Origin of the sequence: Halomonas sp. ATBC28 (assembly GCF_005937175.1) — a bacterium.
GTDB classification, from domain to species: Bacteria; Pseudomonadota; Gammaproteobacteria; order Pseudomonadales; family Halomonadaceae; genus Vreelandella; species Vreelandella titanicae.
On the sequence record NZ_VCQL01000001.1, the window covers coordinates 248,452 to 271,495 of the forward strand.

Annotated in this window: 22 protein-coding genes and 1 pseudogene; 7 read left to right on the forward strand and 16 right to left on the reverse strand. The window is 56.3% G+C overall.

Translation table 11 applies throughout. The annotated features are described in order from the left end of the window. Positions 1-7: 7 nt before the first annotated feature. The 4 genes from E0L35_RS01095 to E0L35_RS01110 all read right to left on the reverse strand — a co-directional run bounded on the left by E0L35_RS01095 (position 8) and on the right by E0L35_RS01110 (position 6,265). Complete coding sequence (locus tag E0L35_RS01095; RefSeq protein ID WP_022521861.1) at positions 8-1,414, reverse strand: hypothetical protein; 1,407 nt, start codon at positions 1,412-1,414, stop codon at positions 8-10. Then, positions 1,411-5,007, reverse strand: coding sequence for a hypothetical protein (locus E0L35_RS01100; RefSeq protein ID WP_138799354.1), 3,597 nt, complete (start codon positions 5,005-5,007; stop codon positions 1,411-1,413). The genes E0L35_RS01095 and E0L35_RS01100 overlap by 4 nt, the downstream gene beginning before the upstream one ends. Further along, positions 5,000-5,770, reverse strand: a complete 771-nt coding sequence (locus tag E0L35_RS01105; protein WP_138799355.1) for a hypothetical protein — start codon at positions 5,768-5,770, stop codon at positions 5,000-5,002. The genes E0L35_RS01100 and E0L35_RS01105 overlap by 8 nt, the downstream gene beginning before the upstream one ends. A gap of 126 nt (positions 5,771-5,896) precedes the next feature. Next, on the reverse strand, positions 5,897-6,265 hold the full coding sequence (locus E0L35_RS01110) for a hypothetical protein (RefSeq protein WP_022521864.1): 369 nt from the start codon (positions 6,263-6,265) through the stop codon (positions 5,897-5,899). A gap of 614 nt (positions 6,266-6,879) precedes the next feature. On the opposite strand from E0L35_RS01110, the gene E0L35_RS01115 reads away from it, so the two are divergent. Together E0L35_RS01115 and E0L35_RS01120 are read left to right on the forward strand one after the other, a co-directional pair. Beyond that, positions 6,880-7,887 (forward strand): helix-turn-helix domain-containing protein, encoded by a 1,008-nt coding sequence (locus E0L35_RS01115; protein ID WP_138799356.1) that lies wholly within the window; start codon positions 6,880-6,882, stop codon positions 7,885-7,887. Beyond that, the gene (locus tag E0L35_RS01120; protein ID WP_138799357.1) at positions 7,878-9,041 is read left to right on the forward strand and encodes an MFS transporter; all 1,164 of its coding nucleotides are present in this window, start codon (positions 7,878-7,880) and stop codon (positions 9,039-9,041) included. The genes E0L35_RS01115 and E0L35_RS01120 overlap by 10 nt, the downstream gene beginning before the upstream one ends. On the opposite strand, the gene E0L35_RS01125 is transcribed toward E0L35_RS01120, so the two are convergent. The 5 genes from E0L35_RS01125 to E0L35_RS01145 are packed head-to-tail and all read right to left on the reverse strand — an operon-like array spanning position 9,038 to position 14,376. After that, the gene (locus tag E0L35_RS01125; protein ID WP_022521867.1) at positions 9,038-9,484 is read right to left on the reverse strand and encodes an HAD family acid phosphatase; all 447 of its coding nucleotides are present in this window, start codon (positions 9,482-9,484) and stop codon (positions 9,038-9,040) included. The two genes, E0L35_RS01120 and E0L35_RS01125, sit on opposite strands and share 4 nt — an antisense overlap. Further along, complete coding sequence (locus tag E0L35_RS01130; RefSeq protein ID WP_138799358.1) at positions 9,481-10,563, reverse strand: MBL fold metallo-hydrolase; 1,083 nt, start codon at positions 10,561-10,563, stop codon at positions 9,481-9,483. Before E0L35_RS01130 ends, E0L35_RS01125 begins: the two co-directional genes overlap by 4 nt. Then, the gene (locus E0L35_RS01135; RefSeq protein WP_138799359.1) at positions 10,560-11,651 is read right to left on the reverse strand and encodes an ABC transporter ATP-binding protein; all 1,092 of its coding nucleotides are present in this window, start codon (positions 11,649-11,651) and stop codon (positions 10,560-10,562) included. The genes E0L35_RS01130 and E0L35_RS01135 overlap by 4 nt, the downstream gene beginning before the upstream one ends. Then, on the reverse strand, positions 11,639-13,369 hold the full coding sequence (locus tag E0L35_RS01140) for an iron ABC transporter permease (protein ID WP_138799360.1): 1,731 nt from the start codon (positions 13,367-13,369) through the stop codon (positions 11,639-11,641). The genes E0L35_RS01135 and E0L35_RS01140 overlap by 13 nt, the downstream gene beginning before the upstream one ends. Positions 13,370-13,371: 2 nt before the next feature. Then, positions 13,372-14,376: an ABC transporter substrate-binding protein gene (locus E0L35_RS01145; RefSeq protein WP_138799361.1), complete on the reverse strand. Its 1,005-nt coding sequence runs from the start codon at positions 14,374-14,376 to the stop codon at positions 13,372-13,374. A gap of 134 nt (positions 14,377-14,510) precedes the next feature. On the opposite strand from E0L35_RS01145, the gene E0L35_RS01150 reads away from it, so the two are divergent. After that, positions 14,511-15,263, forward strand: coding sequence for a DeoR/GlpR family DNA-binding transcription regulator (locus E0L35_RS01150; protein ID WP_035538847.1), 753 nt, complete (start codon positions 14,511-14,513; stop codon positions 15,261-15,263). 64 nt (positions 15,264-15,327) lie between these two features. After that, positions 15,328-15,594, forward strand: a complete 267-nt coding sequence (locus E0L35_RS01155; protein ID WP_022521873.1) for a DksA/TraR family C4-type zinc finger protein — start codon at positions 15,328-15,330, stop codon at positions 15,592-15,594. 12 nt (positions 15,595-15,606) lie between these two features. Here E0L35_RS01155 and E0L35_RS01160 read toward each other — a convergent pair whose 3' ends face one another. After that, on the reverse strand, positions 15,607-15,891 hold the full coding sequence (locus E0L35_RS01160; RefSeq protein WP_022521874.1) for a YrhK family protein: 285 nt from the start codon (positions 15,889-15,891) through the stop codon (positions 15,607-15,609). 194 nt (positions 15,892-16,085) lie between these two features. Between E0L35_RS01160 and E0L35_RS01165 the strand changes: the two genes are divergently transcribed. Both E0L35_RS01165 and mtnK read left to right on the forward strand, forming a co-directional pair. Then, positions 16,086-17,330, forward strand: coding sequence for a diguanylate cyclase (locus E0L35_RS01165; protein WP_022521875.1), 1,245 nt, complete (start codon positions 16,086-16,088; stop codon positions 17,328-17,330). 64 nt (positions 17,331-17,394) lie between these two features. Further along, positions 17,395-18,657 carry an S-methyl-5-thioribose kinase gene (mtnK, locus tag E0L35_RS01170; protein WP_138799362.1) on the forward strand — a complete coding sequence of 421 codons (1,263 nt, stop codon included), beginning with the start codon at positions 17,395-17,397 and terminating at the stop codon, positions 18,655-18,657. 224 nt (positions 18,658-18,881) lie between these two features. On the opposite strand, the gene E0L35_RS01175 is transcribed toward mtnK, so the two are convergent. The 3 genes from E0L35_RS01175 to mtnB are packed head-to-tail and all read right to left on the reverse strand — an operon-like array spanning position 18,882 to position 20,730. Next, positions 18,882-19,430, reverse strand: coding sequence for a cupin (locus E0L35_RS01175; protein ID WP_138799363.1), 549 nt, complete (start codon positions 19,428-19,430; stop codon positions 18,882-18,884). Between the two features lie 11 nt (positions 19,431-19,441). Then, a complete protein-coding gene (gene mtnC, locus E0L35_RS01180) occupies positions 19,442-20,128 on the reverse strand; it encodes an acireductone synthase (protein WP_138799364.1) in 687 nt (228 codons plus the stop codon). A gap of 14 nt (positions 20,129-20,142) precedes the next feature. Then, complete coding sequence (mtnB, locus tag E0L35_RS01185) at positions 20,143-20,730, reverse strand: methylthioribulose 1-phosphate dehydratase (RefSeq protein ID WP_138799365.1); 588 nt, start codon at positions 20,728-20,730, stop codon at positions 20,143-20,145. Between the two features lie 102 nt (positions 20,731-20,832). Between mtnB and mtnA the strand changes: the two genes are divergently transcribed. Further along, on the forward strand, positions 20,833-21,858 hold the full coding sequence (mtnA, locus tag E0L35_RS01190; protein WP_138799366.1) for an S-methyl-5-thioribose-1-phosphate isomerase: 1,026 nt from the start codon (positions 20,833-20,835) through the stop codon (positions 21,856-21,858). Positions 21,859-21,874: 16 nt separating this feature from the next. Here the strand turns inward: mtnA and E0L35_RS26810 are convergent, their stop codons facing one another. From E0L35_RS26810 to E0L35_RS01200, 3 genes and pseudogenes are all read right to left on the reverse strand, one after another. Beyond that, positions 21,875-22,063 carry an RES family NAD+ phosphorylase gene (locus E0L35_RS26810; RefSeq protein ID WP_283241524.1) on the reverse strand — a complete coding sequence of 63 codons (189 nt, stop codon included), beginning with the start codon at positions 22,061-22,063 and terminating at the stop codon, positions 21,875-21,877. Positions 22,064-22,140: 77 nt separating this feature from the next. Further along, positions 22,141-22,338: pseudogene (locus E0L35_RS26815) on the reverse strand (RES family NAD+ phosphorylase); the annotation flags it as partial. A 221-nt stretch (positions 22,339-22,559) separates the two neighbouring features. After that, positions 22,560-22,961, reverse strand: coding sequence for an MbcA/ParS/Xre antitoxin family protein (locus E0L35_RS01200; protein WP_138799367.1), 402 nt, complete (start codon positions 22,959-22,961; stop codon positions 22,560-22,562). Positions 22,962-23,044 lie beyond the last annotated feature (83 nt).

Here is a 23,044-nt window from a genome sequence, read left to right on the forward strand (position 1 = left end):
GGAGCTCCTAAATCGTCGCGATCAGCGCCATGTGGTCGGAGGTGGATATAATGCGGCCGTAGTTGTTCCACTGCCTAAGAATGGCTTGATCGCTGGCCTCGTTACGGGTCTGGTCGATGATCCGATCAGGCGGGTTAGCGTAGCGCTGATCTGCCATCTGTACGGGCCAAGTGTAAAAGCCTGCTGGAGCGTTGTGCGGCGGCGGATTAACCTGTGCAAAGGGCTGCGGCACAATGCCGTTCATTACGCTGACTTCACCCATCGGGCCGCCAGCGGTCATGCCGAAACGAACCAAGATATTGTCGTAGGAATAGTCGCGAACCGATGAAGAACCTGACCCGATGATGCCGTATCCAGGATAAAAGTCCGCCGTATTGCTTACATACCAATAGGTTGCTTGGGCTAGGGTGCGCATGTGGGTGGCGAAATAACCTGTGTAACCGCTAAAGGTTTGCGGATCGGTTGGGTCGTAGGGTACGGGGGCGGGGACTGTGAGCGCCATTTGATAGCCAAGACCGGTCAGGTTGACATAGGAAGCTTCTTGCTGAAGTTGGTGCTGGGCCGCATTTTGAATGTTCTCTGTCAAATTTAGATTGAAGTCGCCAAGCACAACTTTAACTTGGTTCGCCGTTGGAGCTACGGCAACTTCAGCTAGCTGCGAAAGCTGCTGAATGAAAGTGCGTGCACGCCCCTTGTTGGCGGGGCCATGTACAGCGAATAAATCAATTTGACGGATAACTGTACCGGTGCCGTCCAGTTCCCCGAATGAGACTTGATAGGGCGTGCGGTTATTTCCAAAATTGACCACGTTTCCGGCATTTGGATAGCCAGGGGCTACGTGGAATGTTGTATTCGCGGCGCAGATATCTTCCTGAGCACCCGCGTTTGGCAGTGTGGCAGGAACTTGCCGGTTGGGTAGCACGCCAGCAAACATACCCGGGTAGGCCGCAGTGGCTGGAGCCGGAATTTGGTTCGGATCTACGGCTGGGCCCTGCGCTCCAGGCCAGATCCTAGGGCCAGCGAAAGCCAAATGGGTACTGTCGTAGTAGACTGCAACGGAGTCAGAGACGCCCGTCTGTAGGGGCGGCACCAGCATCCAGTGGTTGTTTCCAGTTGCCCCGCGAATGATATCCAGAAGATCGGTTGCGCCTTGCCCACCCAAACCATCGTCAAGCAACCCAGGGATGTTGTTTTGGGGTTGATGGAGGGTTGAAACTTCTAGAATTACCAAAATGTCCGGCGCTATAGCGATTCCGCCCGGATGAATTGGCATGAGGTTTGACGAGATATAGGATTGATGGCCCAGGGACATTTCAAATGGTTTCACACCGTAGATCGGATCATCGTTAAAGCCGATTGCTTGCAGCTTGGTGATGTCGAACTGATCAATATTCCAAACCATTACCCGGGTCATGACGATGTCTCCTTGTCCTGCGGCTGATCAGGTGCGTGGCCTATTTGCTTTGCTGGAGCCAACAATTTTTTCTGAGCCGCATCCTTGTCGATATAGGCGGCGTACCACCCCAAGGCACCGCTGCCTGTTGGGTCACCGAATAGGAAGAAGTTAATTGGGCTGGAGGGCAACTTCGCCAACCCGAGGAAGGAGAGTGCGATATTGTTGAGCCGCAATACGAAAGCCCGTTGGTCAGCGGTTATGGCCTCCTGACGCAGCAGTAAGCTATCGATGGAAAGCTTCATGACTCCCTGAATGGAGAGAAGCTTGGCACCGGGCGCTGCGCCCGGCAGTTGCAGACCGACGAAGACCGCAGGGGCCGCCGCACCCTTGCCCGAGCTCGGCGCCCAGGCCAGTAGCATCTTTGAGGAGAAACCGGCAGCGGAGACTAGAGCTCCCGGCGTACCCATACTTACCGTATAGCTGATGCCGTACCAGGGGCCGGAGATTGCCTGAACTTTCGGCTCAATGCCCACGGGAAGGTAGCCAAAGTCGATTGGCCGCTTGTCTTCCGCACCGGCGATAAAGCCTGAGACGCTGAGGGCAAGATCCTTGAACAGGCTATGGTCGCGCGCCTTGCTAGCACCCGCATCCAACCCGAGCCGTTCGGTCTCAAAGGTAAAGGTCACCGCATTGGGCGCATCAATCGGCGAGCTCATAGCGATTTCCAGGCCCGAGAAGGCGAGGCCGCTCGGTGGGTCGTTGACCTTGGCACCCTCAGGCAGGCCGAAGGAGAGGAGGTCGACGTGACGAGTGGTATCGTTGTCGGCCACTGAAAGCTGGGCGAACTCGAAAATACCGTTCATTATAAAGCGGCTGCGGATAGTGCCGCTTTTATCCGTCGATAAGGTATTGAATACCACCCGCTGTAGCGCCAGGCTTGGCAATGCGCTGTTGTTCAGCTCGAACACATTGGTGTTGTTTTGTTCGAACACATAGACGGGAGTTGCCCCTTGGCGCTGGTAGCTGCCACGTAGCACCACCGCCGTCGCAGGCAGTTTACCAATTGAGCCGTAACCTTTGGTAACCGGCGACATAAACAACTGATTCATGGTGAGCTGAATACGGCTACGAAAGTCAGTCTGCGCGGCATTCTCGAACAGCGTCTGCAGCTGCAGCACGGTGAAGCCAAAGTCACCTTGGGTAGCGAGCGCCTGGGGCATCTCCGGATTGCCACCCGCAGCAACATAAGCTTGGTACTGGGGCAGTTGATAATCGATCAGGCCGAACAGGCTGCTTGGCACCTGCATGGTCACCTGGGTGCCGTCGACGCTCACCCGGCTGGCAGTTGCGCCGAAGTGATGCGCTTCGAAGCGAGAAAAATCGATGCCTGCCGTTAGTCCCTTGATTTGGTCGGGAAAGCCTGATGGATCCACCTTTGCCTTGAGGACGATAAAGCCTTGCCAGTTTGGATCCTGCACAATCCGGGCGAAGTTAGCGTAAAGCGTGTTGCTCCTTTCTTCTGCCTCTTTGATTCCTTCGTTTAGATAGGTTTGCAGATAGGACGAAAGCCCAGCCAGTGCAGTAGCGGCATCCCCCTGTCCAGTTAGCGAGAAGTCATCCACTCCGACCCACTGATTAGGATTTTTGACCCTTTCGGTCAATGCCCCATCGCAGTATTTTAGAATCAGGATATTGCTGTAGGCGGTAGTATTGAGGCTATCGCCAACCGCTGCCGTCATGCCCCAATCTGCGATGACCACATCACGCTCAAAGATAGCGGTGGCATTGGCTGGAGAAGGTTCACCAAGGTGCTTTGGATTGACGATGACGGCCAACAGTTGGTTGGTTTGGAAAAGGTTCTGTAAATCGGCATCGGGCTCGATAAAGCCAAAATCTACTTCGTCGGTTGCTGGCTTCTTCGCGTTCGACTTGGCCAAAAATATCTTCTGGTAGAGCGCCTCGGCCCCTCCCGCTGAGGCTGTGGCGATCTCGGCGTAAAGCCCCTGGGGGGTAGTCGATTGATGTGTCACATCGTGGGTGTTCGGTATTGCGCTGTTGTCCTTCGCCGCCCTAAGCTCGACCACGGCGCGGATACTGGACACCCCTAGTAGGGCTTTGCGCTCTGCACTCAGAATCTGGCTTTCGAAAGTACCGACCAGGTCGTCAGGGAAACCGTCGTTGTCCTTGGTCAGCCCGGCATAAGGTGCGAAGGGCAGCAGTAACTTTGCATTCGCTGGCTGAGCGATTGGCGACGGGGTTGGCAGCGGTGGAAGTACCGCAAGGGTGCCTGCTTTAGCACTTGCACCCGGAGCATATAGCGGGCTGCCTTGTGGCTGCGCTAGATAGGCTGCTGCACCTCTCGGGCCATTGATAATAGCGCCATGGCTAGTGGTGTAGTCTGTGATGAGCCGCTGCTTGGGCACGGCCGCGCCCGGATCGTCGAGACTGGCACTGGGGAAGGGGAAAACCGGCGCGTAGGCTGAGCAATTGGGTTGGAACTGTACCCGGTCGTAGGAGGCTCCGGCCTTGTAGGGGGTGATTTGGAGCAGCTCCGAACCGAACAGTCCAGGCAGTACCAGGCCACTTCCGTTAGTGCTGAGAGCATAGTCGCCGGCTGGCGCGAAATAGACCTTTGCAAATGGGCCATTAGCTCTATCCCGAGTTTGGAATACCAGCGCCCCGCAGTTTCTCACGGGTAAGTCATCTTCACCGTAACCACCTTGTGCCACCAGCCCGACCGGGTTGCCATGTTTATCACGAAACCAGCTGGCGATATCGGTACCGTCGGCAAAGCCAAACAGGCTACGGTAAAGGCCAATGCTGGGGTCAGAGAGTGCGCCAGTATTTAGCTTATCCAGGGGGTCGAGTGCGGCGGAAAAGCTGAGCGCGGGCAGTTCCTTGGTAACCTCGAATAATGGATATATTTGCCGCTGTTCAGCGCCCTTGCCATCAGCATAGAGATAGTGAAAGCCCGTCTCGAAATAGCTGATCGGACTCCACTTATTTGTCCGTGTCATTAATCCCTTAACGGTTAGACAGCCAGCGAGATCTCCCTGAAATGGAATGACCAGATCGCTCTCGGCCTCCGGTGCGCCGAAGCCATCGTCTGTGTTAAATGCAATCTGCTGCGCTCCGGATTGCCGGAATAGCAGCCCTTCGTCTCGCATCGTTAGCGTGACTTGGCGAGGGATCGATAGGGTAAGTTGGCCGAAATGTAAATTGTAATTGCTGGCTGTGGAAGTGGTGCTGAGGCCCTGGAAAAATGTGATTGTGGTCTCGTTTGGCGCTCCAAATGTCGGCGTTGCCGTGTCGGGCATCCACAACACCGCTGATCCGGTAAAGCGTTGCGGATTACCGATGCCGAACTTGTCATTCAGCCACTCCTGTACGGCAGTGATAAAGGTCTCAGCTTCAGCTTTGTTTTTTAGCGGTGGCGAGTCGGTCGAAAATAGGAAATAGCCCGCGTTGAAGGCTTCCGGCAAGCCCAAGGTGGCAGGGGGACTGCTATCGCCGCGGTAAATAAAGCCAACCCATCCAACTGTCTCTCTAGTTGGTTTTAGCGTATAGAGCGCGCTAGTGAAGTCTTGGGCAAAAAATGGCTCATCAGTCATGCGGATCTCCTTCGCGCGCTTCATCGGACACCCTTTGAGGGGCGGCGACTTGAGGCCAGGCGATGTTAGCCACCGAGGCTGAGACCTGTGTTTCCGGGGTGGTGGCGGTCTTAAAGAAACATTGCAGGAACAGCATGCCGGGCCCTATCTCGGTTGGCACAGCCAGGGTGATCTTCGCGCCCTTGGCTATGTGTAGGTTGCCGGCGCTGATCTCATCCGGGTAGACCTGCACCGGTGCGAGTTGGGTCGTCGTCATGGCGGCAACCGCGCTGCCTTGGAAGAGGAATTCGAAATTTGCCGTGTTGGCGGAGACTCCCCGCACAGTGGTATTGGCGGTGAGAGTAGCGTCGAGCTGGGTAACATAGTGGCCGACTACCGGCAGACCTTTGGCCTGCCAAGAAGCGATATCGCCTTTAAAGCAAAAAGTTTGCCCCGACTGCGTGGCGCTGACGTCGGCCTCCAAAGAAGAGAAATGCGGCGCGGCCTTAAGCTCAAGCTTGATTTTTCCCGTTGCAGTGGCTTCATCGTTGGCGAGATTCAGGATCAGCTCCGGCTCCGTATAACCGAGCAGGCGCTTGCCCATTTCTCGGCCAGCCAGTGCTAGCTTAACAACGACCTGGCCCATACCAGGGGCGACTTTTGCTTCAATGGTGAGAGGCCCCGCGGTGGCTTGATACGGGGCTAGGGCGTTGAAAAATTCAATCACCTCATCTGTGCTGAGTGCACGAGGACGCCCATTCAGCAGTTTTTCGGCTTGCGTCATGACTGCAGATCCGATCATAGGTCGATAAACCCAGTCCGTGCGCCAAGGTGACGACAGCGCTACGCAGAGACTGCGCAAAGACTACGCTCTGGCATTTGAGCCAAAGCGTAGGCGTTGTGGTTAGGATTAATTCGCTGAGGAAAGCGGCCAGCTCGCAACAAGGGCGTTGAAAGGCACTGTACTCGTGGCCGTCTTGATCTTTAAGTTTGCCGCTACCGCCCCGTTCTGCATTGATGTTGGTATCGTCAGCGTAAAGGTGCCGCCTTCTTCGATGGTGATAGAGCCTGCCTTAATTTCGAAAGGGGTTGTAATCTCTGGAGCAAACTGAGTCATGGTGCCCGACCATAGCGTCATCGATCCATAAATAATCGATACTGTTGCGTTCTGACGGGAATCACCGCTCACGGTGGTGTCGATAGATACTTCTGGGGTGATTGAATAGCTGAATTTCAGCGGCGCGCTTGTCATCAGTTCAGCTGTCAGAGTATCGCTCATGGTATTTTCTCCCTAATATAGGCATAAGTTAAAGATCATTTATATGCAAGGCGACGCACTACTTTAGTGGTCTAAGTAAGTATTGGTTCATGGGATGAAAAGTGTCAACGTCAATCCAATTAAAAAGTATTATTTTTTACTATTTATTTGGTTTTTTCATCTATGCTGTTGATTTTGTTTGAATTTTGTTTTTGTTAATAATAAGTGAAACATGCTGGTGATTGAAAGATCGTGATAATCAACAACTTAATATTTTTTCGGTATGGGATTTTATCTGCATGGTATTAAGTTATTGATTTTTGGCTTTGGACTTTCAGGTTGGTGAATAGTTAGCTTGTTAGTTAACCTTTGAGTTATAAGGTTGGGGCTATTGAATACGTCACCTGGCCGGCGCTGTGCCCTGACTATCTTGGAGTTTTCTTCAAGCATGTCTTAGTGAAGAGGCCTGATAGCAGGCGTTATGCGATGAACAGCACAGAGTTCGTGGGGATCCGTCAGCTTTTATAGACTTTTATAAAGATGTCCATATCGGTGGGGTAATAGTCCTTGCCGACATTGGGTGCAGCGCTGACACTCTCTCTAATGCTTCGATTCCCCGTTAGCGGAGAGAGACTGTGACTCGCCATGTTGCTCTATTTGCCTACCCCGACTGCCAACTGCTGGATGTCAGCGGCCCCTGGCAGGTGTTCGCCAGCGCCAATGCGCTAAGCCCCCAGCCGTTGTATCAGTTGACCCTGGTCGCCGATGCCGTCGGCCCGGTTGTCACCAACGGCGGCCTAGCCGTACATGCTACGCACACCTACCATCAACATACTCATTTACTGCCCCTGGATACGCTGTTGGTGGCGGGCGGCAGTGGCGTGATGCAGCAGCGTGAAATAGCCGCAGTAACGCGGGTGCTTTGTGAGGTCGCCCCAGAGGTGAGGAGGCTCGGCTCTATCTGCTCCGGGGCATTTTTGTTAGCCGCTGCAGGGTTGCTGGATGGCTGCCGCGTCACCACTCATTGGCGCCATGCACCTCAACTGGCAGATGAGTACCCCGCACTAAGCGTCGAGCCCGATGCACTCTATATCGAAAGTAACGGCCGCTACACCAGCGCCGGTGTAACGGCGGGGATTGATTTGGCGCTTTCGCTGGTAGAAGCCGATCACGGTGCTGATCTGGCCGGTCGAGTGGCCCGTGAGCTAGTGGTGTTTTTGCAGCGCCCTGGTGGGCAGTCGCAGTTCAGCGAGATACTGCGACACCAACAAGAGGCGGGGCCGCTCCGCCGCCTGCTGGATCAGCTCCACGCCGACCCCAGCGTAGATCACGGGCTTGAGAGCATGGCCGATCTGATGGCGGTCTCCCCGCGCCATTTAACCCGGTTATTTAGGCGCTACTTAAATACCACCCCCGCTGCTTATCTAACCCAACTACGCCTCGAGCAAGCGCGCTTGGCGCTGCTCAACGGGCGCGAAAACGTATCCCTCGAGCGCCTGGCACAACGCTGGCGGCTGGGCGGCGCGGAGCAACTGCGCCGCCAGTTTCAGCGCTACTACGGCGTATCACCCTCGGTATATCGCCAGCGTTTTGCGTCTACCCATACAGATGATTCTATTCAGGAGAGAGTTTCATGCCTTTAACCGTCACCCTATTGTCGCTCTGCCAGGCGCTACTGGTTACCGGTAATGTTTTGCTGATTGCCGTCTCGCCGCTGATTGGGGCGTCTTTGGCGCCAAGTGCGTCATGGTCGACCGCGCCGGTCGCCACCCAGTGGCTGGGGCTGATGTGTGCCACCATTCCCGCCTCGTTAATTATGGCCAGACTGGGCCGAAAGCGCGGCTTTATACTGGGCAATATTTTGGGATTGGTGGGCGCACTGGTTGCCGTGCAGGCGCTGATTGGCGAGCGCTTTGGGCTGTTCTTGCTGTCGACCTGGCTAATCGGAATCGGCATTGGCTTTGGCCAGCTCTATCGCTTTGCCGCGGTGGAAGCCGCCCCCACGCCGATGCGTGACCGGGCGATTGGTTTGGTGATGGGTGGCGGTGTGTTAGCCGCGTTTGCCGGGCCATGGCTGGCCAGGGTGAGCCGTGAGCTGGGTGAGGTGCCGTTTCTGGGCAGCTTTGTGGGCTTGGCAGCGCTCTACGCACTGGCGTTAGTGGTGCTGATGCTGACGCAACTACCGCCTGCTTCCCGCACCCACGGCGAAGGCAATGCACTGCCGCTGGGTAAGATACTCCGCCAGCCTGGATTTATTGTGGCGGTGAGCGCGGCGATGGTCGGATACGGCGTGATGAATCTGGCTATGACCGCCACGCCGCTCGCCATGGCGGGGGCTGGACACCACTTTAACCATGTTTCAATGACCATTCAGTGGCACGTGGTAGCGATGTTTTTACCCTCGTTCTTTACTGGCCATTTGGTCACCCGCTTCGGTGCCAAACAAGTCATTGTGGCAGGCTGCCTGCTGCTGGTGGCAAGTGCCTTGGTCGCTCAGTTGGGTATCGGTTTAGCCGGTTTCAACGTGGCGCTGATTTTGCTGGGCTTGGGCTGGAATTTTACCTTTCTGCCCGCTACCGGGCTGCTCACTGAGAGCTACCGCCCGGTGGATAAAGCGCGCACCCAGGCCGCCAACGAGTTTTTAGTCTTTGGCACCGCTGCGATTACTGCGTTGCTCGCTGGGCCCTTGGTCAGCGGCTTAGGCTGGGCGACACTTAACCTAGTGTTGATCCCTATCTCGCTGGTGCCCTTGGCGGTGCTGGTGTGGCAGCACCGAACCAAGCTGGCAAACGCTTAAAAATCCCCCGGCGCGCACTGCAGGCAAGTAAGCCCGAGCGCGCGCCACTGGGCGACCACGGCATCACGGTCATCCAGCACCAGCCAAGGCGTAAAGCCGTCGCTGCGCATTTGATTGAGTAGCGCGGCTTTTACTTCTTCATCATCTACATGGTCATCGCCCTCAGGGCGCAGGTACATGGCATCAAAGGGGATAGTGTGGCGCTCTAGCCAGCGTTGGGTATGCTCACGATGGCTGTCGGGGCGACCGCTACAAATCACGATCTGCTGGCCTTGGGCTTTCAGTATCTTGACCAGCTTGGCCACCGCTTCGATCACCGGCGCTTCGGCCATATGGGCAAAGAAGGGCTCCCACTGTTTTTGGCTGCCCAGCACCCAGTCACTGACCTGGTGGGGGTGAAACTCGGCTAAGGTGCCGTCAACATCAACAATTACTGCGGTCATGCAAAACTCCCTAAGCTGGAAAGGGTGACTAGACGTGAATGAGCAGATAAACGCTGGGCAGTGCAGAGGCGCTCGCCTAGTAGTCCATGCCAGGCATTCAATTCGTTATTGGCCAGCTGGGTAAATAGCGGCACCACTTGAGTGGCGCCCAACTGATCGGCAAGCGCCACCAGGTGCGACGCGCGTAGGTGAACATTCCAGCGCTGCCAGCTGATTTGGTCTGCCGCTAGCTCGGCGCGGCGATCAGGGGTCAGATAACCGGTGTGGAGCAGGTGGTGGTCGGGCCACTGTTCCGGCGTATCACTGCGATCGCACATCAACATAAGGGTTGGCGAGTAAGCGTTCTGCCGCGCTAAAAGTGAGCGAATCGAGTGGTCGAGCCCAGGCCGACGCAGTGTTGCAGGCAGTGCCAAGAGCGCGGCCAGGTTGTCGCGAATCACCGGGTCGATGGCGAGCGTTAACTGCCGCCGGTCAGCCTCTTTCGCCAGCCAGAGTGCCATCTCCAGAGCGCGGCCGGTTTCCGGCACCGGAAATGCCAGCGGCTGATAAAGATGCTCACTAATGGCCTGTACACAATGTGCTTGGGGTTGGTCGTAGCTGCCGTAGGAGGCATCCAGTAGCGCAATAACCGCTTTCGGCGGAGTATCAAAAGGAAACAGTCGCGACTCAAAACAGGCGTCGCCGCTATAGTAAACACCGCCCCCTACCGCTAAATGTAGCCACACACCGCCTAGCGAGTGCCCCGCTTGGCCGGTGGTAACAATGATGCCTTCCACCTCTAGCGTGCCGCGTTCGGGCAGTGGGTGCCAGGGGCGGTTGTGAGGCAAGGCATTGGCTACCAGTGGTGTGCAATAAAGTGGCACGTTCTCCGCTAGCTCGGCCACGCCGCCGATATGGTCGATATGGTCATGGCTGATCAGTACGGCATCCACATCCAGGTTGTTCGTCCAAGTAATGGTGTCATCCGAGTGGAGTGCACCGCCTGCATCTAGCAGTAGGCGTTTTCCCTGGGCTTCTACCACTATCGCAGCAGGCCCTTTGGCGCCTAAACCACTGAGAATCTCGATATTGACACTCATTGGTCGGGCTCCAGGCACCAACCCTGCTGAAGGTCGACGACAACCTGGCTACCCAGGTCAGGCGCGGTGTGGTGGTAGGCCAGCAGTGTTTCCCCGCTGGGCAGGCGCAGTGCGAGCTCATAGCGCTCGCCGCGGAAAATCACGCTTTCCACCTGTGCGGCAAGCTGGTTATGAGTGGGAGTCGCGGTGGAAAGGGGGGCTGCGCTGATCTGAATATGTTCCGGGCGAACCAGTACCGTTTGGGTGCGCTCGGGCTCGATGGCGTTGAGCCCGCGCATTAGGGCCGCGCTCTCAAGGCGCTTTCCAGGGTGACCGGCGGCGACCTTTAATTGGCTGCCCTGGCCGATAAAGCCTGCTACCCAGGCGGTTCTCGGCTGCCTGTAAAGGGTTTCAGGGGCGCCCCATTGAACCAGCTTGCCCGCTTTCATCACGGCGATTTTGTCTGCCAGCGCCATGGCTTCGGTTTGGTCGTGGGTGACATAGACCAGCGTGGCGCCAGTGCGCTGATGAAAATCGCGGAAGCTGTGCTCCATGGTGGCGCGCAGGTGCCGGTCAAGGTTGGCCAGCGGCTCATCCAGCAGCACCACCGAAGGGTCGCTGACCAGGCAGCGCGCGAGAGCGACGCGTTGGCGCTGGCCTCCACTGAGGGCCTGGGGCATGCGATCGGCGTAGGCATCGAGCTCCACCAGGGCCAGGGCCTGCTGCACCCTGTGGTGGTACGCTGCCCCGCGCAGGCCGCGTAGCTTGACCGGGTAGCCGACGTTGTCAGCCACGCTCATATGCGGCCATAGCGCATAGGATTGGAACACCATGGCCATATTGCGCTGTTCAGGCGGCACATGGGTATCGGCGCTGGCCAGGGTGCGATTGGCTAATTGAATCGTACCATCGTTGATCGTTTCAAAGCCTGCCAGCATGCGTAGCATGGTGGTTTTGCCACAGCCACTGGGGCCGAGCAGAGCGACAAACTCGCCTGGATTGATCGTCAGCGACAGCGCATCAACTGCCGTCTGCTCGCCAAAGCGCTTGGTGACACGGTCGATCGTTAGCCCTGCTGTGTTTAACCCTGATGTGTCTAGCTCTGCCATGGAATGACTCCTTTGGGTAAACGCGGCGCCAGTAAACTGAGTGTCAGCATCAGCGAGGCGACCATGATCACCACCAGCACTGACACCGCAGAGGCCAGCACGCTTTCGCCGCCTTCGTCGAGGTTGAAAATCAGCACGCCGAGGGTTTCGTTACCGGCGCTCCATAGCAGGGCTGACACGGTCAGTTCGTTGACCGCCAGCAGAAACACCAGCAGGCCGCCTGCAAACAGCGCGGGTGCGACCAGGGGTAAAATAATGCTGCCCAGGCGCCGCCAGGGGCCTGCACCCGCGAGCTGTGCCGCCTCTTCAAGGGAAGGATCCAGCTGCGCCAGGCTGGCGGCGACGGGCTTAACGCAGACCACCAGAAAGCGCGCCAGGTAAGCGATAAAAATCAGCCCCAGGGTGCCGTAGAGCGCCACATTGATAATCGGCAGCGGGCGAACAAAGAGCAGGATGCAGGCAATGGCCAATACCACGCCGGGAAGCGCATAGGGAATCTCAATGGCACTGAGTACCACACCCCGCCAACGTTCCGGCAGGCGCTGTAGCCGGTAAGCCAATGGCAGACTAAGCAGCATCAGAACCACAGCCGCGCTGCCCGCCAGCCACAGACTGTTGTTCACCGCTCGCCATGTGGCGCCTTGGCGACCCACCACTTCGGCGTAAGCGTTCAGGGTGGCGGTCTCGGCGTTTAATGGCACGCCCATGGCGGGTACCAGCGAGCTGATGATCAGGGCAAGCAGCGGCGCGACCAGAATAATCAGTAAGATCCCGACGAGCGTGGCGGTCACCAGCGAGCGCCAGCTTCCCAGGGTGAAATCATGGGAGCGCCCACTATGGCCGCCCAGCCCGAAGCGGCTGCGATTCATCAATTGCTGCTGCAACGCCACCCCGGCCAGTGCCAGTAAACCAATCAGCAAGGAGAGCGCAGCCATTTCTGCCAACACCCCGGTGCCAAAGTTGGCCATACGCTGGTAGATCAGCGTGGGCAGCACGTAATAGCCTGCGGGAATACCCAGCATGGCGGGGATGCCGAAGTTGCCGAGACTTGAGATAAACGCCATCGCGCCCCCGGCGATCAAGCCGCTACGGGTCACGGGTAGAATAATATGACCCCACACTTGGGTTTGTTTGGCGCCGCTAATGCGAGCAGCTTCAATAAGCTCCCGAGGCAGCGAAAGCAGGCTGGTGCGCAGGGCCAGAAACACCAGCGGGGCGCTCTGGATGCCCAGCAGTAAAGCGATTCCTTCAGCGGAGTAGAGCGGCTGCGGGCTGCCCAGTGGGGGCGCCAAGCCTATGCTTTTCAGTAGCGGGCTGGCCGGACCAAAGAGCTGCAGCCAGCTCAAGGCGGTAACCTGGGGCGGAATCATCATTGGCAGCATAAAGCAGAACACCAGCCACGATTTTCCGCGCACATTGGTGAGCGTGATGGCAAAGGCGAATAGACTGCCCAGCACCAGAGCGATCAGCATGCCGAGCCCCGAGGTATACAGGCTATGCCAGAGTGCTCGCCAAGTGCTGGCACTGCTGAGAACCTGCCACAGCGGTGACTGGCGGCCCTGAGCAAGATCGCTCAACGCCTCCATCAGCAGACGCAGGCTGGGTGCCAGGCTCAGCAGTACAATGGCGATCAGCAGGCTTGAAAGCAGCCAGCGGTGCTGGCTGCCGTACTTGTTGTCGCTGCCGTACTTATTGTCATAGTTGAGAGCGGGCGTCATGATTACCCGCCGAAGAGGTCGCTAAAACGCTGTTTGAGTTCTTCTTCCTGCGCCAATGCCTGCTCGGTATCAACCGGCATCAGGGTAATGCTATTGCGCTCGGGGAAGCCTTCCGGTGGGGTAACGTCGTTGTGAGCAGGCAAGTAGCCCTGCTGGCTGACCAGCTCCTGGCCCTGCTGGGAGAGCACAAAATCAACAAACTTTTGCGCGGCCTCGACATTCTCTGCACCTTGCATAATGGCGACCGGCTCGGTCACCGCGCTTACGCCCTCTTCCGGGAACACGAATTCGACCGGCGAGCCTTTGGCTGCTTCACGAATTGGCAGGAAATCCACCACGATGCCGTAGGGCTTGGTGCCCGCGGCCACGGCGTTAAATACGCCGCCATTGCCGCCCTGGGCTTCGGTGCGGTTTTCATGAAGCGCTTCGTAATACGCCATGCCAAGGTCAGGGTTGGCAGTGATCGCCGCCATATGTATCAGTGCCGCGCCGGAGTAAAGCGGACTAGGCATGGTGACCAACCCTTCGTAGTCAGGCCCCAGCAGGTCTTGCCAGCTCTGCGGCTGATGCTCGGCGCCGGTGTTATAGACAATCCCGGTGGTGATCAGCTTGGTGCCGTAGTAGTAGCCTTCTGGGTCATACAGGTCGGCGTCATAGGCCTGGCGCTCATCGCTTAGGTAAGGCTGTAAATGGCCCTCTTGCTTAAGTGATTCCATGGTCATGCTGTCGGCAATCAGCAGCACGTCAGGGTTGCTCACCCCGGCCGAAAGCTCCGAGCGCAGCCGAGTCATCAAGCGCGTGGTACCGTCGCGTACCCACTCCACTTCAATATCGGGATAGGCTGCTTCAAAGGCGTCAACGGTTTGCTGTGCATCGCTATTGGGCTGGCTGGTGTAGAGCGTTAGCGTTTCGTTCGCCGCTACCTGAGCCGAAAGGGAAAAGCTGGCTACCGCGATGGCAGTAGTAAGGGCAGATGTCGGAATAGATAACAGGGGGCGCTTCAACATGGGTAAACCTCCAGTGAGTGAACCCCACCTAAGCTACTGTCATCTGCTTACAACAAAGTGACACTATGCTTTCGTTCAACATTTTGTGGCTTTCGTTTGCTGCACTTTTTGCTTTCGTTGTGCCGAGAGGGGTTATGCGCCAGTTCGAACGTCGACAACAGCTGTTACAGCGAATCCACTCACAAGGGCGCCAGTCGGTAGACAGCCTGGCAGGCGAGTTTGGGGTTTCTGTGCAAACCCTGCGTGGGGATATTCGCCACCTAGCCGATAAAGGCCTGGTGCTGCGCCGCCAAGGGGAGGTGCTGCCGTTTCCCGAGCAGGAAAATATCGGCTACGACCAGCGTCAGATCGTTAACGTGGCGGGTAAACGGCAGATCGCGGCGCGGGCAGCGAGCTTGGTACAGGATCATCAAGCACTGTTCTTAGGCACGGGCACCACGGTTGAGCAGTTGGCCGATGCGCTGAGTGATAAGCAAGGCCTGCATATCATGACCAATAACCTGCATGCGCTGATTAAGCTGTGCCAGTTGAAGTGTGAGTTAGTAGTAGCCGGTGGGCGAGTGCGTCGTCGCGACCAGGATGTGATTGGCGGCGATGCCTGGCGCTTTTTTCAACGCTACCGTGCCGATGTGGGGATTGTGTCGGTGGGGGGAATGGATAGCCATGGCCAGCTTTATGACTACAACGACGACGAAGTGATGGCCCGTGAGGCGCTGTTGGCCCATGCCGGTTATCGCGTGTTAGTGCTGGATAAAACCAAGTTCGACCTGCCACTACGCTGCGCCGCGGGTCAACTGGGTGATTATGATGCCGTAGTGACCGATGTACCGCTGCCAGACAAACTACGCAGCCCCTTGGCTGCCCAAGGCGTTCGGTTTTTGGGCTAACGGTGCACGCTTCTCGTTACTGCTATGCTGATAGATTGCTAGTGCCGAAGCGAGGAGTGCGATTATGGCAGGTGGATGGGCAAAAGATGGCGCCGAACAAGAGCAGATGGAAAGCACGCTAGAGGATGCGGTGCAGCGTGCGCGTAGCCAGTTGCCCCGCGGCGAAAGTCTTGAGGTTTGCGAAGAGTGTGGCAATCCCATTCCTGAACCGCGCCGTAAAGCGATTCCGGGCGTTAGACTGTGTGTGGTGTGTCAGGGTGAATTGGACAAAAAGCAGTCGGCCTATAGTGGCTACAACCGTCGTGGTAGTAAAGATAGCCAACTGCGTTGAACGGGCTTGTGTCTAAGCGTCCTGGTCGGTGTCCGGCAACTGCTTAAAATAGACATAGCGGTGAAGGCGAATCGCTGGGCGAATCAGCAGTTGGATGCTACCTATCACAAACAGCCACACGCCGACAGTTTGAACCGCACCCTGGTAAAAAAAGCAGACACTGCCGATCGTAAACCAAATGCCCAGCATAAAGTCGTTGATCATGCTAAGCACCTCATAGCGTTGGTGCACAACGAGTTCGCGATGCCCAATGATGAAAGTCCAGTCGTTAGTCACCGGATCCTGTTGGCGCTGCATCATTAGTCTCCTGGTTGAATGTTCAATTAATGAAAATTGGGATGAGTTTCGTTTAACATGTGTACCAATATTCATTTTAACTAAACGCTATTGTGGCACACTATCGTCGTACTCAAAGGTAGTATTAGGCTTCTGATGTTCATTGATGATACATGAAAGCCACAAGTAACCGGGTGAGGCATTGAGGGCGAGTAATGATCAATGACACGCTGCTGACAGCGGTGGAAGATGAGTTGCGTAGAGGGCCTTGGCGGTTACGTTTTGCTGATGAAGTGGAAGCAAGGTTTGAAGAAGATACTCAGCGCCAACGTAGCCGTAGCATGGTCATGGCAGGGTTGATATCGGCGATCATCTACTGCTTGTTTTTGATCAACGACCACAGCTTTCGACCGGATACTTTCACCACCGCGCTGGCGTTAAGGGTGGGGGTAATGCTGCCTTTTGGTATGCCAATTCTGTGGTGGGTTTACCGTGGCGTGTCTCCAGCCCAACGTGAAACGTTAATGGCGAGTACGGTGATCGTTGCTACGGTGATTTCATGTTTGATTTTGGTGGAATCCACCGTTCCTTACTCTTACCTGGATGTTTTCTCTTTCGGCCTTATTTTGCTGGTGGGTAATATTGTTTACTCACTGCGGTTTAACTATGCCTGCGTCTCATCTGCCATTTGTATATTTATAATACTGCTTTTTGTTCTATCTTATGACCCCATGCCGCCAGAGGCGAAGCGGCTAGCAATATTTACTATTATCGCTCAGACGCTGTTTACGTTAGTGGCCAACTATCGTTTCGAGCAGAGCGAGCGAACCTCCTACTTGCATGTATTGAAAGAAAAGCTCCGCGCTGGCTATTACTTAAAAGATAACCAGGAACTGTCGCGCATGTCGGTGACTGATCCTTTAACCAATCTTGCCAACCGGCGCCAGTTCGATACGGTTTTTCCTGTGCGCTGGCAGGAGGCTACCGATAAAGGCCTTTGTTTAGGGCTGATGGTGATCGATATCGACCATTTCAAAGCTTACAACGACTACTATGGGCATCCTCAGGGTGACGAGTGCTTGCGCCAAGTCGCTACTGCCATGCAGGCCAATAGCCGTGATGCCGATTTAGTGGTGCGTTTTGGCGGTGAAGAGTTTGTAGTGCTAATAGCCAATGCATCGCCTGAGGCGGCAAAACCGGCGGCCGAGCGCATTCGGTGCAACGTGGAGGCCTTGGAAATTCCTAATCACGGTGTCTCGGCGCAAAGCGTTGTTACCGTTAGCGTTGGCGTTGCAGTACTCTACCCGAAAGTTAGCCTTGCCCCAGCCGAACTATTATCCCAGGCAGATGACGCGCTTTATGAAGCCAAGCGGCAAGGCCGCAACCGTGTATGGGTGGCTAGTGCGATTGATTCATCATCTGGCGATAATGCTATTGATGGCTTAAGCGTATCAGCCTAGTCGCGGAGATTAACGGGCTAACTGGCGGCTAGCCAAACACGTAAACGTTTGTGAGGAGAGAACTGTGGAGATTGATCAACATTACCGCGCGCTAAGCGTTGACACTCTATCCCAGCGGCTTGGTGATGTTGAGGCGGTGGTTAGACGCGTGGGCGAAGAACCCGCGAGCTGGGACATTCGCGAGGTGGGTGACGGCAACCTCAACCTAGTGTTTATCGTCTCCGGTGACGCGGGCAGTGTAGTGGTTAAGCAGGCGCTTCCCTATGTACGTATGGTCGGCGAGAGTTGGCCGTTGCCGGTCTATCGTGCCCACTTTGAGTACTACGCCTTGGTGCGTCAGGCCAAGCGTGCACCGGGCATTGCCCCTGAAGTCTACTACTTCGACAAGCCCCAGGCGCTGTTTGTGATGGAGTATCTGCACCCCCACACTATCTTGCGCCGTAAGTTGATCAACGGTGAGCGAGTCGCTCGACTTGGCGAAACCATCGGCAAGTTTTGCGCCCGCACGGCGTTTCGTGGCTCAGAGCTTTCGCTGAGTAGCCCAGAGAAAAAGACGGACGTGGGGCTGTTTTCCGGCAATGTAGCGATTCCTGCCATCACCGAATCACTGGTATTTACCGATCCTTATTACGGCGCTGAAATGAATCACCACACCCCGGAGCTTTCACCGGTGGTGGACGAATTGCGCCGCAACGCGCGTTTAAAGGCCAGAGTACAGCAGCTGTTGATGAAGTTCACCGCGAACACCGAAACCATGCTACACGGTGATTTGCACTCCGGCTCGATTATGGCCACTGATACCGACGTGCGGGTCATTGACCCCGAGTTTTCCCAGTACGGGCCGATGGCTTTTGACCTGGGTATGGCGGTGGCCAACTTCCTGATGGCCTACTTCAGCCAGCCCGCTCACCGTCACGAAGGTGAGCTTGATGAGTATCAGGCTTGGATCCTTGATGTGATCGAGGCGTGCTTTAGCCACTTTGATGCCGAGTTCCGCCACCTGTGGCAAACCGAGCGGACGGGCATTCTATTTCCCAAATCGCTGTTTGAAGAGCAGGGCAATAGCGCCGACGATGCTTGTGATGCGCTACTGGAAGAGATTCGCCTGGATGCGCTGGCCTACTGCGGCATCGAAATGCACCGCCGTGTTTTATCGCTGGCCCACAACGCCGATTTCGAAGAGATTGAAGACACCGCGCTGCGCGCCAAACTTGAAGCGCGCAATGTGCTGATGGGTCAAACGCTGATTATGGAGCCGGAAGCCTATAGTGACCTTACCGCGCTGGCGGATTTAGCCAGGGCGTATAACCAGCAAGAGGTGTTGTAAACGCCTGCCCCGTAGCGCGGCGTAACGAATCTCGCGAGGAACGAGCGTATGAGGCACCCGCGACGGCGGCGCCAGCCGCCTGGATGATGCCACCGGGCTTCATCCGGCCTGGGTGTCATCTTCGGCAACGCTCGCGCGTTGCTTCGCGGGTGCGCTGGCGCTTACGCCGCGCTACAGCTGCTTCCCACCTTTCACCTTACGATTTACCCCTCACTCCTCACCATTTACAACTGATCCAGGCGATCAAACTTCCCGGCGATATCGCTTTCGGTCCAGTGGGGCACCCAGCCTTCCACATTATCGAAGAAGCGCAGCGCAGTGAATTCTGGCGCTGGGCCCATATCGAACCAATGGGGCGTGTTGGCGGGTACGCTGATCAGGTCATTGCGGGTGCACAGCACCTGATACACCTTGTCATCGATGTGCAGACAAAATAGCCCTTGTCCTTTGACGAAGAAACGCACTTCATCTTCATGGTGGCGGTGCTCGTTTAGGAACTTCTGCCGTATGGCGTCTTTGTCTGGGTGCGTGGGTACCATATGCAACACATCAACGGTTTGATAGCCGCCTATGGCTTTGACGCGGTCGATGTCGTCTTGATAAAGCGCCAAAATATCTTCCTGGGTGGCGTCGTCGGCAATTTCGCCCGGCGCTGCCCACCGCTCAAACAGCACGCCCACCTTGTTTAGCTCAGCGCTAATCTGCTCGCCGTCGGTGGTGTTGATCAGGGCATCGTTCGGGTTCTGATCAGCAAATACTTTCAGTTGCGACATCGTCGGTTCTCCTAAAGCGCAATTTCATCAAAGCGAGTAACGCAGGCATGGGTGTTGCCAGGCTGGGTGCCTTCACGCACCAACTGCAGGGTTTGCATGCCTGCCTGTTTGGCGGCATCCAGTTCTTCGACCACGTCAGACAAGAACAGCACCGCTGCCGGCGGCAGGTCAAGCTCGGCGACAATGCGATGGTAAGCGGCAGCCTCACGTTTATGGCCAATATGGGTATCAAAGTAGCCGCTAAATAGCGGGGTTAGATCGCCCGCATCGCTATAGCCAAACAGCAGCTTCTGCGCCTGCACCGAGCCGGACGAGTAGACGTACAGCGCCTTGCCCGAGTCTTTCCACTGGCGCAGGGCAGGGGCTACATCGCTATAGAGATGGCCTTTAAAGTCGCCGCGCTGGTAGCCATCGGCCCACACCATACCTTGCAGTGCTTTCAGCGGAGTAACTTTTTGGTCAGTCTCGATCCAGTGCAGCAACTGGTCGATCACTGCCTCAAGTGGGGCGTTAGGGGAGCCCATTTCGCTGCGTACGGCATCAATTTGCTCGGCAACTGCAGGTGTGTCTGCATTCGCACGTAGAAAGTCGGGCAACTTGGCGTGGGCGTAGGGAAAAAGCACCTTATGGACGAAGTTAATGTCCGTGGTGGTGCCTTCAATATCGGTCACAATGGCGTGAACAGTTGAATTACTCATTTAAGGCTACTCATTTAAGACCAGCGACTCTCTTCAAGAACACAGGCAAGTAAAAACTCAATCGCTTCCAGGTGGCGGCGACAGCTGGCAATACTATCGCCCACGGCATAAATGCCGTGCCCTGCGACCAAAAAGCCCCAGGGCATCGGCCAGCCGAGGCGCACATGCCTGGCTAGCTCCACCATATCCTGTTCGTTAGGTATGACCGGTAATCGAATAGTAGCTTCGTGGGTCACATTGCCTGTCAGCGCTTTTTGCATTTCAAAGCCGCTCAATTCGATCCCTTCCGGAAAGCGCCGCGACAGTACGGTGCTGGCTACCGTATGCACGTGCAGTACACAAGCAATCTTCGGTTCATAGCGATAAAGAGCTGCATGCAAGTCGCTTTCTGCGCTCGGCTTACCATCACCTGATAGCACCTTGCCATCCAGGTTGCAGAGCAAGAGGTCATCGGCCTGAATGCGGGTTTTATCCCGCCCAGAGGCGGTGACAAGATAGCCAGCCTCGGTACGGGCGGAAAAATTACCGCCGGTGGCTGGAGTCCAGCCTTGCTGCGCCGCCCATGAAATGGCGTCCAGCAGTTCAGTTTGTAGCGTCATCATAGGATCTGCGTCGCCTCTTCTAGTGGCAGCCATTCTATATGATAAGCTTCGCGGCTGATAAGCCGTGTAGCTGTTCCGATCAAGTGCTCAAGGAGTCCATCGATGCCTCATCTTCAATCACGCAGTTTGCGGATCTATGCCGACCACCTTGAGTATTTGGATCAAACCCAACTGCCCCAGGCGGAGCAGTGGGTGCGCTGTGACTCGCCAGAAGAGTGGCAGCATGCGGTGAAAACCCTAGCGATTCGCGGCGCGCCACTGATTGGTTTGAGCGCCGCTTTCGTGCTGGCCCAATACGCCGCTCGCCATCCACAAAATGATTGGCAGTTGGTAAGTGATCGCTTACGCGCCACGCGTCCCACTGCAGTTAACTTAATGTACTGCCTGGATGCCATGGAAGCCTGCTTTGAGCAAGGCGCCAACGCCCTGGCCGAACGTGCCGCTGAGCTGTTTTCAGAAGACCGCGCGCTATGCCAACGCATGGCTGAGCGGGGTGCTGACTTGCTGAAAACGGGTGACCGTGTGCTGACCCACTGCAACACTGGCGCCCTGGCCACCGCCGGGGTGGGTACGGCCATTGGTGCGCTGGCAGTGGCCAAGCAGCGCGGTGTAGAGCTGCATGTGTTTGTGGATGAAACCCGCCCGTTATTACAAGGCGGCCGTTTAACCGCCTGGGAAATGGCCGACCTGGGCATTCCGTATCAGTTGATTGCCGATAGCATGGCCGCCAGCCTGATGGCGGCGGGCAAAGTGGATAAAGTGATGGTGGGCGCCGACCGTATCTGCGCCAACGGCGACTTTGCCAATAAAGTGGGTACTTACATGCTGGCGGTGATCGCTCACTACCACCAGGTGCCGTTCTATGTGGTGGCTCCCTACACTACGGTTGATCCCGCTTGTGCTACTGGTGCGGACATTCCTATTGAACAGCGCGACCCCGCTGAGATCCGCGGTGTCACTGGTGCCTTTGGCGAGGTTATCTGGGCACCCGATAATGCACCGGTATGGAATCCCGCCTTTGACGTCACTCCCGCCAAGCTCGTGACGGCTTGGGTGTTGGATACCGGCGTATTTGATGCCGCCGCGATAGCACGCGGCGAACACTGCCTGGGGCGCGGCGAAAATTAGGAGCGAAAGTTAATCGCTAGCCCAATAGCGTTAGCTCATAGACATGGCGGATATGCTGACCATCCCAGTCATAGCCAAGATGCCGTCCTTGCATTGTGGCGGAGAGCACGGGCGGCCGTAGCACAGCGGCACACTCGCCTTCAGGGTCTCGAACGCTAGGGTAAACGATGCCGTCCGTGTGTTCCTCCCAGGCTTTTCTCCCCAAGGTTTGCCCAGCTGCCCAGCTGCCCAGCTATCCGGTCTGAGAAGCGTTTGGGCCGCATCCTGTCGGCGTAAATCAATTAGTTGGCCCGTTAAATCCGACAGATAAACACGCTGCTGAAGCATCATGGGCGGTTCGTTTGACTCCCCCATAAAGCGCTCTGCGTGGTAAACGGTTTCGGCAATGGCGGTGGCTTCGGTGAGTGTGCAGTAGTAGGCGCCAAAGGTGCCATCGCTAAAACGCGAACCGGTCGCGGGGAAGTGGCAGAAGGCCGCCATGACGGGCGTCCAGCCGGGGCCGTAGCGACGGTCGTCATCACGAACCAAGTGAATAGCTCCCGCTTCCTCACGTAGCCTTGCGGAGGTTTCACCCTCCAGCTCGTTGAGTAAGTCCCAGTCATCAGCGTTGCTGTTGACGCCTTCGAATAAATCAATGGGAGGGAAACGCGAGGGAATAACGCGGTAACTGGGCCGCCACGTAACGTTGCTCAACGGGAATGTCACGCATGCCCCCCACCACGCGCGGCATCCAAATGCTGGCGAACAACGTAAAGGTCGGAGACTTGTCCATTTAACAGACGCTCCATTGGTGTGTGGCCAGCAAAAAGAGGGTTACGGTTGGCTCGCTGCAACCAACTGTTAGCCGCTTCTTTATTGGGCAACAGTATATGCAGTGCTTTGTAGATGCCGAGAATCAACGACATCCGCTCCAGATGATTGGCATCCAGGCGGGCACTTTCTGGTGCTTGCTTCCAACGCCGATAGGTGGAATCAGGCACCCCGAGTAGCAGAGCGGCTTCGTTCTCTTTCAAACCCCATGCGTGTGAAATGTTGGGGTAGGTGCGCATCGCAGCGGCCCCCATTTCGCGGCGCTTGTCGGCGGTTTTGTGCTGAATAGCCATCTATTTTCCTCCTCACTTATGTATAGATTACGCCAAGTGAGCGATTTTTGAAAATATTGGCCATTTGAGCTTAATGAAGTCCG